Source organism: Fulvimarina fulva (assembly GCF_039652615.1).
Classification (GTDB): Bacteria; Pseudomonadota; Alphaproteobacteria; order Rhizobiales; family Rhizobiaceae; genus Fulvimarina.
Genome location: NZ_JBDJAC010000002.1, coordinates 366370 through 382433 on the forward strand (window position 1 = coordinate 366370; position 16064 = coordinate 382433).

At 62.6% G+C, this 16064-nt stretch carries 13 protein-coding genes; 10 read left to right on the plus strand and 3 right to left on the minus strand.

The features are described 5' to 3' along the window. The first annotated feature begins 74 nt into the window (after positions 1–74). The 9 genes from ABDX79_RS05260 to ABDX79_RS05300 all read left to right on the plus strand — a co-directional run bounded on the left by ABDX79_RS05260 (position 75) and on the right by ABDX79_RS05300 (position 12299). The gene (locus ABDX79_RS05260; protein WP_346219203.1) at positions 75–1130 is read left to right on the plus strand and encodes an AI-2E family transporter; all 1056 of its coding nucleotides are present in this window, start codon (positions 75–77) and stop codon (positions 1128–1130) included. A gap of 72 nt (positions 1131–1202) precedes the next feature. Beyond that, the gene (gene cls, locus ABDX79_RS05265) at positions 1203–2600 is read left to right on the plus strand and encodes a cardiolipin synthase (RefSeq protein ID WP_346219204.1); all 1398 of its coding nucleotides are present in this window, start codon (positions 1203–1205) and stop codon (positions 2598–2600) included. 225 nt (positions 2601–2825) lie between these two features. Continuing rightward, positions 2826–5618 carry a phosphoenolpyruvate carboxylase gene (locus ABDX79_RS05270; protein ID WP_346219205.1) on the plus strand — a complete coding sequence of 931 codons (2793 nt, stop codon included), beginning with the start codon at positions 2826–2828 and terminating at the stop codon, positions 5616–5618. 121 nt (positions 5619–5739) lie between these two features. Beyond that, on the plus strand, positions 5740–6357 hold the full coding sequence (locus ABDX79_RS05275; RefSeq protein ID WP_346219206.1) for a response regulator transcription factor: 618 nt from the start codon (positions 5740–5742) through the stop codon (positions 6355–6357). 515 nt (positions 6358–6872) lie between these two features. Continuing rightward, positions 6873–7811 carry an HpcH/HpaI aldolase/citrate lyase family protein gene (locus tag ABDX79_RS05280; RefSeq protein ID WP_346219207.1) on the plus strand — a complete coding sequence of 313 codons (939 nt, stop codon included), beginning with the start codon at positions 6873–6875 and terminating at the stop codon, positions 7809–7811. 25 nt (positions 7812–7836) lie between these two features. Beyond that, the gene (locus ABDX79_RS05285; protein ID WP_346219208.1) at positions 7837–9021 is read left to right on the plus strand and encodes a malate--CoA ligase subunit beta; all 1185 of its coding nucleotides are present in this window, start codon (positions 7837–7839) and stop codon (positions 9019–9021) included. A 12-nt stretch (positions 9022–9033) separates the two neighbouring features. Further along, positions 9034–9930, plus strand: a complete 897-nt coding sequence (sucD, locus tag ABDX79_RS05290; RefSeq protein WP_346219209.1) for a succinate--CoA ligase subunit alpha — start codon at positions 9034–9036, stop codon at positions 9928–9930. Positions 9931–10029: 99 nt separating this feature from the next. Beyond that, complete coding sequence (locus tag ABDX79_RS05295) at positions 10030–10998, plus strand: 2-hydroxyacid dehydrogenase (RefSeq protein WP_346219210.1); 969 nt, start codon at positions 10030–10032, stop codon at positions 10996–10998. A 5-nt stretch (positions 10999–11003) separates the two neighbouring features. Continuing rightward, on the plus strand, positions 11004–12299 hold the full coding sequence (locus ABDX79_RS05300) for a glycerate kinase type-2 family protein (protein ID WP_346219211.1): 1296 nt from the start codon (positions 11004–11006) through the stop codon (positions 12297–12299). A gap of 51 nt (positions 12300–12350) precedes the next feature. Here the strand turns inward: ABDX79_RS05300 and ABDX79_RS05305 are convergent, their stop codons facing one another. Further along, positions 12351–13802 (minus strand): methyl-accepting chemotaxis protein, encoded by a 1452-nt coding sequence (locus ABDX79_RS05305; protein WP_346219212.1) that lies wholly within the window; start codon positions 13800–13802, stop codon positions 12351–12353. A gap of 395 nt (positions 13803–14197) precedes the next feature. Between ABDX79_RS05305 and ABDX79_RS05310 the strand changes: the two genes are divergently transcribed. Beyond that, the gene (locus tag ABDX79_RS05310) at positions 14198–14575 is read left to right on the plus strand and encodes a hypothetical protein (protein WP_346219213.1); all 378 of its coding nucleotides are present in this window, start codon (positions 14198–14200) and stop codon (positions 14573–14575) included. A 48-nt stretch (positions 14576–14623) separates the two neighbouring features. Here ABDX79_RS05310 and fliP read toward each other — a convergent pair whose 3' ends face one another. Both fliP and ABDX79_RS05320 read right to left on the minus strand, forming a co-directional pair. Beyond that, entirely contained in the window at positions 14624–15418 is a 795-nt protein-coding gene (gene fliP, locus ABDX79_RS05315; RefSeq protein WP_346219214.1) for a flagellar type III secretion system pore protein FliP, read from the minus strand. Beyond that, positions 15415–15987 carry a flagellar basal body-associated FliL family protein gene (locus ABDX79_RS05320; RefSeq protein WP_346219215.1) on the minus strand — a complete coding sequence of 191 codons (573 nt, stop codon included), beginning with the start codon at positions 15985–15987 and terminating at the stop codon, positions 15415–15417. The genes fliP and ABDX79_RS05320 overlap by 4 nt, the downstream gene beginning before the upstream one ends. Positions 15988–16064 lie beyond the last annotated feature (77 nt).

Genomic DNA, 16064 nt, shown 5'->3' on the forward strand with positions numbered 1-16064 from the left:
GGTTTCGAACCGTTCCGCCTCTTGGTTTATATCTCGAAATGCCGGATGCCCGGCAGGACAGGTTGCGAGGTCGAATGTCGATACAGCCCGATCTGATGCGCAATCGCCTGCTCATCGTCATGGCGATCATTCTGACGATCGCGGCGGTCAAGATCGGCTATCCCGTGCTGATGCCGATCGTCGTCTCGTTCTGCATCATCGCTTCGGCCTGGCCGATCAAGCGTTGGGCCAACCAGCTCGGTCCACCCGCGCTCAGCTACACGATCACGATCATCGTCCTGATTTTCGGCCTGCTTCTCTTTTTCGGCGTCATTCTCTACGCGCTGTCGCAGGTCGCCCAGAACTTCGTGGAACGGCGAGACGAGTTTGCGGCCGTCTTCGAGAATTATTCGGACTGGGCCCGCACCAACGGCCTTCCGACCCTGCCGGACGAGATCAACGGTTTTCAACGCATTCTCAACATGGGCCGCATGGTTCTCAGCGACGTCTACACCGTCCTCAGCTATCTGGGCGTCGTGGCGGTCATCGTGATTCTCGGCTTTCCGGAAGTGCCCAAGCTTGCCTATAAATTCCGCCAGGAATACGAGACTGACGACAACCGCGTGATTTCCGAGACCGTTGCGGAAATGGCGGAGAGTCTGCGCAGCTATCTGGCCATGACCACTCTGACCAGCTTCATTACAGGTGTCGCGTCTTTCGCCTGGGCTTTCGCCCTCGGGCTCGATCTCGCCCTCATTTGGGGCATTCTCAACTTCCTTCTCAATTTCATTCCTGTCATAGGCAATATCATCGGCATTCTGCCGCCCACCCTGTACGCTTTCATCCAGTATGGCGGATGGGTCATGCCGCTCGTGGTCTTTCTGGGTTTCGTCGTCTTGCAGCTCGTCATCAGCAATTTCGTCTATCCCATGCTGCAATCGAGAGGCGTGTCCCTGCCGCCGATCACCATCATCCTGTCCCTGCTCTTCTGGGGCTGGGTTTGGGGTGTCGCCGGTGGTCTTCTGGCGGTGCCGCTCACGGCCATGCTCGTCATCGTCTGTTCGAAGTTCGAACCGACCCAGAAATTCGCGGTCTTCGTAGGCGGCGACAAAGATCGCGAGATTGAACCGAAACGGATCGAGCCCTCATGATCGGCGTCCGGTTCTCCGACTCCTGTTCCGCGACGCCCCTCGAAAGACCGCGCTTCGATCCGCGCGAGGCCCATGTTCGACGCTTCTAGCCTCGCGCTCTACTACCTGCTCTGCGAATGGGCCATTCGGCTGGTGATGGTCTTCGTCATCCCCATGCGGCGACCTCCGGAAGCGGCGCGCAGCTGGCTCTTGCTGGTACTCTTTCTGCCCATACCCGCGCTCATTGCCTATCGCCTGTTCGGCCGAGCCCGGTTCCCGACGTGGCGGCGCAAACGCTTCGCGGCGACCGAGACGATGCGCGCGGATGTCGCTGCCTCTCTGACAAATGGCCCCGCGACATCTGCGTCCATCTCACGCCTTGCCGAAACCCTCGGCGGCTTCCCGGTCTGCGGCGGCAACCGGATCGAGTTTCACACCGATTACGATGCCACGATCGCGGCCATGATCCGCGAGATCGACGGGGCCGAGCGCACGGTTCACATCCTCACCTACATCTTCGCCGACGATAAAACCGGCACAAGCGTCGCCGAGGCACTCGCCCGCGCGAAGAAACGGGGTGTCGAAGTCCGCGTCATGCTGGATGCGCTGGGCTCGCGGGCCTGGGCCGAGCGTACCATCGCCATGCTCGAATTCCGCTCCATCGATGCCCGTCTCGTCCTGCCGGTGCGCCTCGCGGCCCTTCGGCGGGCGCGCGGCGATCTTCGAAACCACCGCAAGCTCTGCATCATCGACGGAAAGTCCGGCTTCATCGGTTCGCAGAACATCGTCGACCGCGATTTTCGCCCCGGCATCGTCAACGACGAACTGGTGGCGCGCGTCGAAGGTCCCGTGGTCGCCGCGCTCGAAGCGGTCTTTTCCAGCGACTGGTATCTGGAGACCAGGCAGGAGCTTGGTGCCATTGCAGTCCACGAAACAACGGGCGAAGCCGCGCTGCAGGCGATGCCGAGCGGTCCGGACTTCAACACGCCCGGCTTCGAGCGACTGCTCGTGGAACTGGTCCATGGCGCGCGGGCGCGGCTGATCATCGTCTCGCCCTATCTCATCCCGGACGCAGCCCTCCTGATCGCGCTCCAGAACGCGGTGGCGCGCGGCGTCACCGTGGATCTCATCGTCTCGCAGGTTGTGGATCAGCGCCTCGTCAGCTTCGCCCAACGCTCCTATTACGACGAGCTTTTGCGGGCCGGCATTGCGATCTATTGCTACCGAGACCGACTGCTCCACGCCAAGAACGTCTCGATGGACGGACGGATCGGCGTCATCGGATCGAGCAATGCCGATGTCCGCTCCTTCACGCTGAATGCCGAGATCAGCCTGATGTCCCATGACGAGGCGGCGAACGCCACGCTGGTGCGTATCCAGGAAAGCTATATGGCCATGAGCGATCGTCTCGATCTTGAGGAATGGCGAGGCCGGCGATGGTGGGACCGTTTCCTCGAAAACATGGCGCGGCTCGTCAGCCCTCTCCTGTAAGGCACCCTCCCTCCGGCCTTGCGCCGGCTCCCGAGCCTCAACCGGTCGGAGACTATTTTCTACCCGGCCGCCATGAAGTTGATACCCCGGCCCATCCTTGCGGCGGCGCTCGATTCTTTCAAAACTGATGATGCCACGCTGTTTCAATCGATTTATCGATCGAGGCGCGCGTGCATCCGTTTGCCGGGAGGGCAGCCGGGTTCGAACATTCGGGAGGAAGCCGCCATGAGCAACGCTCAACTGAAAAGCCAGCATGACGATGCCTCCGCCATCCGCGCCCAGACCCGTGAGAGCGCGATGGCCGATGCCGGTCTCGAACAGAACGGACAGGGCATTCGCGGGCTCCTGCTCGCCCAGCTCAGCACCGTCGTCCGCCGCCGCCATCCCGATCTCGCCCGCGTCGTCAATGGTTCGATGTCTGTGCACGACCTCGACGAAAGCCTCTGGCTCGATGGCCTGCAGGCGATCGCCGCCTGGTTCCAGCTGCTTGCGATCGCCGAGGAATACACCGCGACAAGCCGGCGCCGCGCGGTGGAACGAAAGGGCAGCGCGGATGCGATCCTCGGCTCCTTTTCCAACGTCGTCGGCGAGTGCATGGCGGACGGCCAGAGCGCGGAGGAAATCCGCCGCCTCCTCGGGGCCCTGCGTGTCGGCCCGACCATGACGGCCCATCCCACCGAGACAAAGCGCGTCACGGTTCTGGAAATTCACCGCCGCATCTATCGAACGCTGACCGAGGCCGAGCAGCAGCGCTGGTCGCCGCGCGAGCGCGACGAACTGATCGACCGTCTGCGCGGCGAGATCGAGCTGTTATGGCTGACCGGCGAACTGCGCCTCGAAAAGCCGACCGTCGATCAGGAGGTCGCCTGGGGACTGCACTTCTTCCGCGAGATCCTGTTCGACACCGTGCCGAAGCTCGGCGACGTGCTCTCGGCCGCGCTCGAGCGCCATGCACCGGAAAACGCGACGCCCGTTTCGCCGAACCTGCGCTTTTCGACCTGGATCGGCGGCGATCGCGACGGCAACCCTTTCGTCACCGCCGATCTCACGCGGGCAGCCCTGAAGGAGTACCGCCGCGCAGCGCTCGAATCCTATTTCGCCCCCCTTCAACGGCTCACGGTGGAACTCAGTGTCTCCACCAATGTCTGCACAATCCCCGAGACCTTCCGGGAAGCTCTGGGCAGCGTTCTGGATCTCAGCGGCGAGCGGGACGGCATCTCCAGTCGCAACCCGAACGAGCCCTTCCGCCAATTCGTCTGCGCGGTCCGCGCCCGCCTCAAGGCGACCCTGGCCGACGAGAACGGCGAACGGCGCGCGAACGCCGCGACATCCTATCGAAGCCCCAATGAGATGCGCGGCGAACTTCTTGCGCTCAATCAGGGGCTCGTCGAGGTCGGCGCGATCGCCGTTGCCGAGCGGCTGGTGCGCCCGGTGATCTGGCAGCTCGAAATCTTCGGGTTTCACACCGCCGCCCTCGACATTCGCCAGAACGCGACGATCGTTAACAAGGTGGTTGCCGAACTCCTCAATCTCGGCGTCGACGACGACAGAAAGATCGAAAAAGGCGACGAAGGCTGGGGAGACCGCCTGCGCGATGCGCTCAGAAGCGAGGCCAAGCCGGACATCGCCGGCCACGATCTTTCGGACGATGCTCAGGAAACCGTCGCCCTTTTCCGGGTGATGCGCGAGGCGAAAGCCAAGGACAATCGGGCGATCGGCGCCTTCATCCTTTCCATGACGGAATCGGCCGAGGACATGATCGCCTGCCATCTTCTGGCGCGCTGGGGCGGCATCACAGCGGGCGACGACCCGAGCGCGGCGACGACGCTTGCCATCGTGCCGCTCTTCGAAACCATCGACGACCTGCGCGCAGCGCCGGACATTCTGGAGGAGATGATCGCCATCCCCGCGATCCGCCGCTCTTTGCGCGAATGCGGCGACCGCCAGGAGGTCATGCTCGGCTATTCGGATTCGAACAAGGACGGCGGCTTCTTCACCTCCAACTGGGAACTGTCCAAAGCCCAGCGGACCTTGCATGAGATCGGCGTCAAACGCCGGGTGAAGGTCTCCTTCTTCCACGGCCGAGGCGGCTCGGTGAGCCGGGGCGGCGCACCGACGGGGCGCGCGATCGCCGCCCAGCCGCCGGAAACCGTCGATGGGGCCCTGCGCCTCACGGAACAGGGCGAGGTCGTCTCCTCCAAGTTCGCCAACAAGGGCACGGCGCTTCACAATCTGGAAATCCTCACAGCGAGCGTGCTGGCTCATACGCTGAAGAGCCCGCACGACAGGGAGCTGAAGGACAATGCCGAGTTCAACGAGGCGATGGAGGCGCTCTCCGGCCTTTCCCAGACCGCTTATGCAGATCTCATCAACACCGATGGCTTCATCGACTATTTCAACCAGGCGAGCCCGGTGGAAGAGCTCGGCCTCCTCAACATCGGCTCACGCCCGGCGCGCCGGTTCGGCGGCAGCCCGAAGGATCTGTCGGAACTGCGGGCGATCCCGTGGGTCTTCGCCTGGAGCCAGAACCGCCATCTGATGACGGGCTGGTACGGCATCGGGACGGCCTTCGACAGCTTCGTGAAGGTGCGCGGCGACGACGGGATGAACTGTCTGAGGGCGATGTTCCGCCATTCGCGCCTCTTCCGCCTCATCATCGACGAGGTCGAGAAGCAGCACTACCAATGCAATCTCGACATCGCCCGCGCCTATGTGGCCCTCGTCGAGAACGAAACGGTGCGGCAGGCGATCTTCGGGAAGATCGAAAACGAATACGAGCTGACGAGAAAGATGCTGATCGCAGTGACGGGCGCGGACGATCTCTCAGAACGTTTCCCGGTTCACAAGCGGCAGATCGACCGCGTCGCGCCACAGCTCGCCGGCGTTCACGATCTTCAGGTCAAGCTCCTGTCCCGCGTCCGCAGGAGCAAAAAGGTGAAGGATGGCGATCCGCGCACGCTGGATGCCCTTCTTCTGTCGATCCATTGCACGTCCGCCGGTCTCGGCTGGACGGGCTGAGACCGGTAACGGTTGAATTCCGGCTGCGCGGGGCTTTACCCACCGCGTGTAAATTCACTAGACTATCAAGGAACGACGGCCCTCCGGTTTGGCACCTCCGGAGTGTCGGTGTGGGAGGAACATGGCTGCCGAAAAACCGATCCGAGTCCTGCTGGCTGAGCGCAATCCGCTCGTCGTTTCAGCGCTGAAACATCTGATTGGCAAGGACGATCGATTTGCCTTCACCGGAACCGCCGAAAGCGGCGCGGAAATCCTGCGCCGGTCCGACGATCCGGATTTCGACATCGTCGTCGTCGGCTGGACCCTGTCCGACATGGATGGCGCTTCGCTCCTCATCAAGCTGAAGGAGAAGGAGAAGCCGCCGCGCGTGGTCATCTTCTCGGCCGAAGAGGACATCGTGATCCTGCGCCAGGCCGTCCGTCTCGGCGTCTACGGCTTCTGCTACCAGTTCGATGATCCGGACGTGCTCTTCGATACGCTGCTCGCAGTCGCGAACGGCCGCATCTGCATTCCCTTCCTCGATCTCACCTCGGTCAACGATACGGCGATCTCCAAGCTCACCGTGCGTGAGCGCGAGCTGCTTTCCATGCTCGCCCTTGGCTGGACGAATGTGCAGATCGCGGCGCGAACGGGCATCTCGCAGAATACCGTCAAATATTATCTCAAAAATCTCTATGAAAAACTGGATGTCCAGAACCGCGCGATGGCTGTCGCAGTCTGGCTGAACGAGCAACGCTGATGCCGATGCCGCCGGTTTGCTGCGCCGCGAAAGAAGTCGCCGCGATGGCCGAGGCAGTCGCGGGTTCCGTAGTGTTCGCCCCCGAAAGTCGAACAGAGAAACGCGCCATCTCAATCGGGTAGGTTTTCCTACCCGCAACCAGTCAAGTTCCTATCCGTCCCTTCCTTGTGCGGCAAACAGCAAGGTTAGATACTTCCCGGCATGTCGAAGTCGCTGGGAGGACTTGAAATGACCGGTCATAAACAATCGTTTATACCGCGTCCGACGACCATGCCGCCGCCGTGGCGCGACGTCGCAGAAGCCAGGACAGCGGCCTGGAGCGCGACGAGAGCCGAATGCCGGGTCGCACGTCCCCTCACCCATTTTCAAGGCCGGCAATCGCCCCGTCGCCAGACGACACCAGCGGTTCACGGTGCATGATCGGGCCCGCTCACTGACCATTCCGCCGCCTCAAAGGCGCGCCGCGCATCCGCGATCGCCAGAGGGCCAATCACATTTCAAGGGAGGAGAAGCCCATGAGCCACGAGCTCCACAATCTACGGAAATTCAGGCTTCAGCGAAGTGAACTCGCCGTGCCGGGCGCCAATGTCACAATGATGGAAAAGGCCGCCGACGGCGAAGCCGATTACGTCTTCCTCGATATCGAGGATGCCGTTGCACCGCCCGACAAGGAAAAGGCGCTTCGCAACATCATCCAGATCCTCAACGACATCGACTGGCGCGCGAAGAACAAGACTGTGTCGGTGCGCATCAACGGCATCGACACGAAATACATGTACCGCGATGTCGTCGATCTGATGGAACAGGCGGGAGACCGTTTCGACACGATCCTGATCCCGAAAGTGGGCAATCCCTCGGACATCTACATGGTCGAGGCCATGATCAACCAGATCGAGATGGCAAAGGGCTACGAGACCCGGGTCGGCATCGAGGCGCTGATCGAAACCGCGCTCGGAATGGCGAATGTGGAAAAGATCGCGGCCTATGGCGGCCGCCTCGAGGCCCTGCATTTCGGCGTTGCCGACTATGCGGCCTTCAACAAGGCGCGAACCACCAATATCGGCGGCCTCAACCCGAACTATCCGGGCGACCAGTGGCACTACGCCCTGTCGCGCATGACCGTCGCTTGCCGCGCCTACGGACTTCGTCCCATCGACGGCCCCTTCGGAGACTTCTCCGACCCCCAGGGATTCACCGATGGCGCCAACCGCGCCGCGTCTCTCGGCATCGAGGGCAAATGGGCGATCCACCCCTCGCAGATCAAGCTTGCCAACGATGTGTTCTCTCCGCCGGAGGCCGAGGTCGAAAAGGCCCGCAAGATCCTCGCCGCGTTGAAGGAAGCCGAAGGCAAGGGCCAGGGCGCCGCCTCGCTCGACGGCAAGATGATCGACGCCGCCTCCGAGCGCATGGCCCAGAACGTCCTGAAAATGCACGAAGCGATCAACGCGCGCTGAGCCGCCAAGACAAGGGAGACATCACATGGATATCCATGAATATCAGGCCAAGGAGCTACTGGCCCGGCACGGTGTGAACCTGCCGCGTGGAGGCCTCGCCTACAGCCCGGAACAGGCGGCCTATCGCGCGAGCGAGATCGGCGGCGACCGCTGGGCCGTGAAGGCGCAGATCCATTCCGGCGCCCGTGGCAAGGCCGGCGGCGTCAAGCTCTGCGACAGCGACAAGGCGGTGAAAGCAGCTGCCGAGGACATGCTCGGCAAGCGCCTCGTCACCCACCAGACCGGCCCCGAGGGCAAGCTCGTCAACCGTCTCTATATCGAGGAGACGGTCGATATCGCACAGGAACTCTATCTCGGCTTCGTGCTCGACCGGAAAGCCGAGCGCATCATGATCATCGCCTCGTCCTCGGGCGGGATGGAAGTCGAGGAGATCGCCGACAAGGAACCGGAGTCCCTCGTCAAGACGATCGTCGATCCCGGACATGGCCTTCAGGACTTCCAGGCCCGCGAGATCTCCTACAATCTCGGTCTCGACTACAAGGTCGTGAACCGGATGGTCGACACCATCCTCGGCTGCTACCGCGCCTTCCGCGACTATGACGCCTCGATGCTGGAGATCAATCCGCTGGTCATCACGAAGGGCGGCAGCGTCATGGCGCTCGATGCCAAGATGAGCTTCGACGAGAATGCGCTCTTCCGCCGCCAGGAGATTTCCGAGCTGCGCGACAAGAGTCAGGAAGACCCGCGCGAAACCTTCGCTTCCGATCGTGGTCTTTCCTATGTCGGCCTCGACGGGGAAATCGGCTGCATCATCAACGGCGCCGGCCTCGCCATGGCGACCCTCGACATGATCAAGATCTCCGGCGGCGAGCCCGCGAACTTCCTCGATATCGGCGGCGGCGCAAGCCCGGACCGTGTCGCCAAAAGCTTCCGCGCGGTGCTTCAGGACGAGAACGTGAAGGTGATCTTCGTCAACATCTTCGCCGGCATCAACCGCTGCGACTGGGTCGCGGAAGGCGTCATCAAGGCCAAGAAGGAGGTCGGCGTCGATCTGCCGATCATCGTCCGCCTGGCCGGCACGAATGTGGAGAAGGGCAAGCAGATCCTCGCCGATTCCGGCGAAGACATCATCGTCGCCGACACCCTCAAGGAGGGTGCGGAAAAAGCGGTCGCCGCGTGGAAGAACGCCGGCGCATCCAAGGCAGCCTGACGGGAGGATATCATGGCAGTACTACTCACCAAGGACACCAAGGTCATCGTCCAGGGCTTCACCGGCAAGATCGGCACGTTCCACGCCGAGGACATGATCCGTTACGGCACCAATGTCGTCGGTGGCGTCACCCCGTCGAAGGGCGGCCAGATGCATCTCGACCTGCCGGTTTTCAACACGGTTCGCGGCGCTGTGGAGGAAACCGGCGCGGACGCCTCCATCGTCTTCGTACCACCGCCCTTCGCCGCGGATTCGATCATGGAAGCGGCCGATGCCGGCATCAAGTTCTGCGTCTGCATCACCGACGGCATTCCGGCCCAGGACATGATGCGCGTCAAGCGTTACATGCGCCGCTACAAGCAGGCGGACAAGATGCGCCTGTTCGGACCGAACTGCGCGGGCATGATCACACCGGGCCAGGGCTTCATGGGCATCATGCCGACCAATATCTACAAATCGGGCCGCATCGGCGTCGTCGCACGCTCGGGCACCCTGTCCTATGAGGCGGCGGCCCAGATGCTCGAAAAGGGCATCGGCGTCTCCACCTCGATCGGCATCGGCGGCGATCCGATCAACGGCTCGTCCTTCAAGGACTGTCTCGAACTCTTCGAGGCCGATCCCGAAACGGATGCCGTTGTGATGATTGGTGAGATCGGCGGGCCACAGGAAGCCGAAGCCGCCCATTGGGCGAAGGAAAACATGTCCAAGCCGATTGCCGCCTTCATCGCCGGTGCGTCCGCGCCAAAAGGCAAGCGCATGGGCCATGCCGGCGCCATCGTGTCCACCGAAGGCGAGTCCGCCGCCGAAAAGATCGAGATCATGAAGGCTTGCGGCATCACTGTCGTGCCCCACCCTTCGGCCTTCGGCGAAGTCGTCGAGGACATGATCGGAACGAAGAAGGCCGCCTGATAGGGCTGAGATCAAAGTACGACCAATGGCGGGGCGCGGCTATGGACAAGCCGCGCCATCCGCCCTTTCTTGTCTGCACGCGGGAGGAGAATTCCGACAATGAGCAAACCGAAGATACTGGTGACGCGCCGCTGGCCCGAAGCCGTCGAAAAGAAGCTGGCCGAGACCTACGACGTGACGTTCAACGAGAACGACAAGCCGATGTCGAAAGACGAGATGCGGCAGGCGCTGACGGACTATGACGCGTTGTGTCCGACGGTCTCCGACAGCGTGGACGCATCGGTGCTCGACGTTGCCGATCCGAAGACGAAGATCATCGCCAGCTACGGCGTTGGCTACAGCCATATCGATACGGATGCGGCCAAGAAGGCCGGCATCGTCGTCACCAACACGCCGGAAGTCCTGTCCGAATGCACGGCTGATCTCGCGATGACGCTGATGCTGATGGCCGCGCGCCGCGCCGGCGAGGGTGAGCGCGAGCTGCGCGCCGGCAACTGGACCGGCTGGCGCCCGACCCATATGGTCGGCACCAAGGTCTCCGGCGGCATCTTCGGCGTGCTCGGCTTCGGCCGCATCGGCCAGGAGGCTGCCAAGCGCGCCCATCACGGCTTCGGAATGAAGGTCATCTATTACGACGCGTTCCCCGTTGCGCCGGAAAAGGCGGCAGCGACGAACGCGGAAAGCCGCGACTCCATCGAGGCCGTCCTGAAGGAAGCGGACGTCCTCTCGCTGCACATGCCCGGCGGCAAGGAGAACTACCACCTCATCAATGCCGAGCGGCTCGCAATGATGAAGCCGACCGCGATCCTCGTGAACTCCGCGCGCGGGGAAGTCGTCGACGCCAAGGCCCTCGCCGATGCGCTCAACAACGGCACAATCGCGGGCGCCGGCCTCGATGTCTTCGAGGGCGAGCCCACCATTCCACCAGCGCTTCTTGAAACAAACGCCGTCATGCTTCCCCATCTCGGCTCCGCAACGAAATGGACCCGCGATGCCATGGGATGGCGTGTGATGGACAATCTCGAAGCCTTTTTCGCCGGCAAGGAACCCGGCGACAGGGTGGCCTGACGCCGATGTCCGAGACGCAAGGGAACAGGCAAGAGCGTTCGCTTCGGCAGGATGCCGAGGCGATCTTCCGGCGCGCCGTCGAGGCCGCCGATCCGGGGAGCGCGGTGGACGCCGCGCTTCAGGATCGGAAGGAGACGATCTTCGATGCGAAAGGGATCGTCCTCATCGCCTTCGGCAAGGCTGCCACGCAAATGGCGGAGGCGGCGCTCCCTTACATTCAGGACAAGCTGAAAGTTGGCGTTGCGGTCACCACGCAGGATGCGGCCAAGGTGATCGCCGGCGTCGACACCTATGTCGGCGGGCACCCGACGCCGACTGAGGGCAGCGAAAAGGGCGCAGAAGCGATCGAGGCTGCCGCCGACAGCGCGGAAGACGGGGATCTCGTTCTCGTCCTCGTCTCCGGTGGGGGCTCTGCGCTTCTCACCGCGCCCGCCGAAGGGCTGACGCTTGAAGACAAGATCGCCGTCAACGACGCGCTGCTCGGCTGCGGGGCACCCATCGACGAAGTCAATACGGTTCGCCGCAAGCTCTCGCGCCTCAAGGGCGGCGGTCTCCTCGCGCGCGCAGCGCCCGCCCGCGTCCTCTCGCTGATCCTCTCCGATGTCCCGGGCGACGATCCATCTTCGGTCGCCTCCGGTCCGAGCGTCCCCTCCTCCGATGCGCCGGAAGCCGCACTGGGAATCGTCCAGCGTTACGGCATCGAGGACAGGCTCCCGGAAGCCGCCCTCACCCGGCTGCGCGACACCAGCGCCGCGCCGGATTTTACATCGCAGGACTACGAGACCGTCATCGTCGGCTCCAACGCCCTCAGCTGCGATGCGGCGGAAGCGGCGGCGGAAGAAATGGGCTATCTGACTGACCGTGTGACAGGCTGGCTCGACGGTGACGTCGCCGATGCCGCAGCCCGCCTGCGCAAACTTCTAAGCAGTCATTCGTCCGGCGGAAAGCCAGTCGCGATCATTGCCGGCGGAGAGACGACGGTCGTCCTCAAGGGCAGCGGCTCTGGTGGTCGCAATCAGGAAATGGCGATGCGTTTCGCCATGCTCGCAGAGGAAGAACCGATTATCGGAGACTGGGTGTTTCTCTCAGGCGGCACCGATGGCCGCGACGGCCCGACAGACGCAGCCGGCGCAATCGTCGATGCCGAAACGCTTGGCAAGATGCGAGATGCCGGGCTTAATCCTCGGGAAAGGCTTGCCGACAACGATTCCAATCCCGCTCTCGAAGCCGCAAACGCATTGGTGAAGACGGGCGCAACCGGCACGAATGTCGCCGACATCCAGTTGATCCTGTACAAGTGAGCGACGGCTGGCTGAGGCGACTTTAGGCGCTCGTTGGCCGGTCAGGATGGCTCAGGCTGCGGTGCGGTCGAAGTGCTCGTGTCGGTGGGATCGTGCCTCGCCCTCGCGGGACTGGCGGACCTCAGCGATGGTGAAGCGCGAAAGCAGCCGCGAGAGATGATTGGCCTCGTCGGTGAGGCTCTGGCTTGCGGCCGATGTCTCCTCCGCCATGGCCGCGTTCTGCTGGACCATCCGGTCGATGTCGGAGACGCTCGTGTCCACGTTCTTGATGCGCGAGGACTGATCCTCGGCGCCCGTTGCCAGCCCGACGACGAGTTCGTCGATCTGCATGACCTGTTCGACGATCGCCTTTAGGAACGTGCCCGTTTCCCCAACGAGGCGGGAGCCATCGGCGACCTCTTCGCTGGAGGTCGTAATCAGCGTCTTGATCTCGCGTGCTGCATCGGCCGAGCGCTGTGCCAGGCCCCGCACCTCCTGAGCAACGATTGCAAACCCGCGCCCTGCCTCGCCGGCTCTTGCGGCCTCGACGCCGGCATTGAGCGCAAGAAGATTGGTCTGGAAAGCGATCTCATCGATCACGCCGATGATCTGGGCGATCTTTTCCGAAGAAGATTCGATGGCTTTGATCGAATCGATGGTCTGCTCGATGACGGCTTCCGAGCGGGTGGATTGATCTTTTGCCTGAGCGATCACCTTGCGGGCGTTTCCGAGACCGCCGCTCGTTTCGGTCACGGCGGCGCTGATCCGGCTGACTTCGTGTGCGGCCTGTTCCACCTGAGCCGCCTCACGCTCAGTGCGGACCGCAAAATCGCTTGCGGCTGCCGAGAGTTCGGAGCAGCCGGTCCGTATGCTGTCGGCCTTGTCGCTGATGGCGGCGATCGCCTGGGCAAGAGCACCGACAGCCTGGTTGAAGTCCTGGCGAAGTCCTTCATATTCTTGCGGGAAGTCCGCATCGATACGTGTTGCGAGATCGCCGGATGCGAGCGCCTTCAGCGCCAGTCCGATCGTGCTGGTGACATCTGCCTGCCGTTCTTTCTGTTCGATGGCGGCAAGCCTCGCTTCCTCGTTCACCGTCATGTCCTGAAGGGTCTCGACGACGGCGCAAATCTCACCGTCGGCGTCGAAGATCGGGCAAGCGTCGATCAGGAGATAGCGGCGCTTGCCGCAGGGAAGGTCGCACCAGTTTTGGGCGCGAAGATTGACGCTGTCGATGGTCCGCTCCTGCGCGGCATAGAGCGCTGCGACAGCCTCGGGGTTTTTGCCGAAGGCGAGATCCGCAAGGCAGGGACGGGCTGCAGCGTAAAAGCCCTTCCAGTGGTTCTTGGTGCCCATGACATCCCGCGCCTTAAGGCCCGTCAGCTCCTCGCAGGCCGGGTTCCACATCGCGACGGTCCCATCGCGCCCCAGTACGAACGCGGGCACCGCCATGGTCCCGAAGGCGGCCAGTGCGTCGGGAACCGTCTCGCTCGGCTCGGCCGTCGCCCGTTTGCGAAAGAATGACACCACGGAGGCCTCCCGGCAGATATCTGGCCAAAAGAGCGATGAGCGTCTTCCGGTCCGGCATGGGTTCAATTGAATGCAATCGATACGATGCGCTTCATTCTAATCACTGGTCCGTGATAAAACCGTTAAGCGGTTCTAAACCGGAAATGTGAAGTGGCGCCGGCCGTCGAATGCCTGGCAGATCAAGGAACTGAGCCGGTTTTCCTCGGATCGATCGTTGTCGATCATCACTCCCAGGATCTGCCGAAACATGAATTTTGCTGGATTGACCGCTTAGACCTTCGTACGAGCCAAAATGCGATTTCCCCTTTCGGCTGCCAGAGACGCGCACTAGACGTAGGTGCAGTGACACGTCGCACCCCCGCCATCCAGCACCGCACTCCGAAGGCCGAACCATGCCCAAATTGCCGCCCATGACCAAGCATCGCGGTTTCCCGTCCGGCCTGCCAGGCACCGGCTTCCAGTTCACGGTCCGCCGGGCAAACCCGAAGGGCGCGACAAAGATCATCGAGCGCAAGCGTTTCCATGATCGCACGTCCACCGAAAAGCTGGCCGACACCGCATTTCTGCACGCGATCTGGCACATGTTCGGCGACGAGCCGTTCGAGCGCGGCAATCTCGATGCAGGCCGTATCTCCTGGCTGTTCAATCGCGAGATCGTGCCGGCCGAAAACCCGTTCGATGCGCAATCCTACGAGGCGCTCCTTCGGGTCGATGAGACCGTCGCCCGCAAGACCCATCCCGATGCCTTTCAGGATGTCCTCGAGGTCTGACCGGAGCGGTTTCTCGCCCGTGGCGCGAGAGCTTTCACGACCGGAAATCTAGAAGAAACTTCGCACCAGCGAGCCCACCAGCAGGTTCCAGCCGTCGATCAGCACGAAGAACAGGATCTTGAACGGCAGGGAAATGATGGTCGGTGGAAGCATCATCATGCCCATGGACATGGTCAGCGTCGCAACGATCATGTCGATGACGAGGAACGGCAGAACGATGAGGAAGCCGATCTCGAAGCCGCGCCGCAGTTCGGAGATCATGAAGGCGGGGATCAGCACGCGAAGCTCCACGTCCCGCTCGTCGGCCGCCCCCTGCTCTGGCGGTTGCACGCGATCCCGCCCGGTGGACGAGGCGATGTCGCCGAACAGCTGGAGGTCCGAGGGGCGCACCTGGGTCAGCATGAAGTCCTTGAACGGGTCGGCGATCCGATGGAACGCCTCTTCCTCGCCGATCTCGTTCTCAAGCAGCGGCTGAAGCCCGTCCTTCCAGGCCCGGTCGAAGGTTGGGGTCATGACGAAGAAGGTCATGAACAGCGCGAGCGAGATGATGATGAGGTTCGCCGGCGTCGTCTGGAGCCCGAGGCCGGTTCGCATGATCGAAAGCGCAATGACGATGCGCGTGAAAGCCGTCACCATCACGAGAAGTCCCGGCGCGATCGACAGCACGGTGACGATACCGAAAAGCTGGATAATGCGCCCGGACATCGTGCCGTCGCCCTGGGGTATCAGGTCAGCGAGGCTCGAAGGATTGGCCATCTGGGCATGGGCTGCGGTGGCCAGCCCGACAAGGCCCAGAAGAACGAGCGCGAGCCGAAGGACAGTCTTTGACACCGGGGAGCTCATTCGACGACCATGGCCTGGATGAGATAATCGACGACGACCGGCGAGCGCAGCCTTGCGCGTTCACGAAGGTCGTCGCGAAGGTGCAGCAGGCCGCGTGTGCCCTCGACCTGGGAAATCTGGAGCGAGCGTGCGAAGGCGAGCGTATCGGCCTCGATCTCGGCCGCAAGGATCGCCGGATCGGTTTCGGAGTCGTCCTTGATGATCAGCGCGGCCTCGATCCGAATCCATGAGGCTGACGGATTATAGAGGTTCGTCAAAACCGGCTTCAGCTCGATGATGCGAAGCGGCAGTTTCTCGGCCTCAGCAATTTCGGTGATGCTCTTTTCGCCGTCGTCGCCATGGCCGCCCTGAGGGTCTGCGGCCGGCTCTTCATGCTTGGGCGCCTCGGCGTGTTCCTCAGCGGGAGTCGCAGGCTCCTCCTTGCTGGAACCGCCGCTCAGCAGAAACCCCATCGCTGCGCCGCCGCCGCCGCCGATTATCGTAACGAGGCCGAGGGCGACGATCAGGGGCATCATGCCACCCTTCTTCTTCGTCCCGTCCTCGATCTGCAAATCGTTGGTCTCGCTCATTCGAGAGCCCTTCCGAAATGATACTCGCAGTCCGCCGGACCGCCATCATGGCAGCTGCGCGAAAGCGTTAACGATGT